Origin of the sequence: Pantanalinema rosaneae CENA516, from assembly GCF_050753385.1 — a bacterium.
GTDB lineage: Bacteria > Cyanobacteriota > Cyanobacteriia > Leptolyngbyales > Leptolyngbyaceae > Pantanalinema > Pantanalinema rosaneae.
The window spans coordinates 1-1,203 of record NZ_JBLZFZ010000181.1 but is presented as its reverse complement, the minus strand read 5'-3'; the positions used below and the strand labels follow the sequence as shown (position 1 = coordinate 1,203).

Genomic DNA, 1,203 nt, shown 5'->3' with positions numbered 1-1,203 from the left:
AGATGTGTATAAGAGACAGGTATAGAACAAGCGATTTTCTTGAGGATTGCGTAAAATCAATCCTGCTTCAAGACTGTGGTGACTTCGAAATCATCTTTGTTGATGATGCGTCGACCGACGGATCTCTAGATCTGTTGAACAGTCTACAGGTTCCCCATTCTCGTATTCTCCTGAATTCCGCAAATCGGGGCCCCGGCCCGAGCCGGAACCTCGGCCTTGCCACAGCCACGGGAACCTTCATCCGGTTCGTCGACGCGGATGATATCCTGCCCGAAGGCTCGACCAGCGCGCTGCTCGACACCTGCTCGCGGTTCTCCCGTCCTGCCGCCAGAGGAAACATCGCGATGTTTCACACTTCGCACCCAGAACTTCGTGCGGTGGATTATCCGGTATGCGCGGCACGCGAGACTCCATTCTGGGCGTTGAAAGGGATGGCGCTGCCGTGGTTTTTCACGAATTACGCATTCCGCCGCGATTACCTGGAAAACTCACGGGCACAATTTTCCCGATCTCCGCTATGGCGAAGACCCTGTTTTCCTCGCGCGCTTTCTGTGCGAGGTGCAGCACATACCCGTTATCGATACGCTCACCTACCTTGTTCGAAGCCGGCTGGGGCGCGAACCGACGTATTCTCAAATTCATATTGCCGACTATCTGACACACCTTGAGGTGGTTGCTGAAGAATTCGTACGACACGGGCTTCACGATCTTGCCAATGGCTACCTGCAAAGAGGTGGCTCTGATCTCACCGTAATGATTGAGGCGTCCGATCTGGCCCGGATGAGCGGGAGTGGATGAGCGCAAAGGCAGCGCGGGTAATTGGCGCGGCGATGGCGCGCTCGGCACTGGCATGACCCATGGTATGCTAGACGTCACCGCGATTATCCTCACGAAAGATTCTGCGCCCCACATCGGCATTCTGCTCGACCAATACGAAAGGCTCGGCATTGCTCCCCGGGCCCTCGTGGACTCCAAGACGACCGACGACACCTTCGCCATCTGCCACTCGGCAGGCGTACGAACGGAAATCGTCGAAAATTCGGTCGGGCGCGTGGGACCGCTCATCGGGAAGGTCGCAGACCTGTGCGACACCGGCTGGATCTTGCGCTTCGACGATGACGAATTGCCGTCACGCCAGATGCTTGGAGCGACCCATGCTCTTGCCCCCAATCCCCGCCATGTCCAATACCATTAATACCAAGC

General features: G+C 56.7%; 2 protein-coding genes. Both read left to right on the top strand.

Annotated features, from left to right (window positions below):
- Positions 1-2 precede the first annotated feature (2 nt).
- Entirely contained in the window at positions 3-668 is a 666-nt protein-coding gene (locus ACN4EK_RS32725) for a glycosyltransferase family 2 protein (protein ID WP_431662625.1), read from the top strand.
- A gap of 122 nt (positions 669-790) precedes the next feature.
- Complete coding sequence (locus ACN4EK_RS32720) at positions 791-1,195, top strand: glycosyltransferase family protein (protein WP_431662624.1); 405 nt, start codon at positions 791-793, stop codon at positions 1,193-1,195.
- Positions 1,196-1,203: the final 8 nt, after the last annotated feature.

Coding starts and splice junctions, on each gene's coding strand:
- ACN4EK_RS32725 (WP_431662625.1), top strand. CDS start 3: ATGTGTATAAGAGACAGGTATAGAACAAGCGATTTTCTTGAGGATTGC.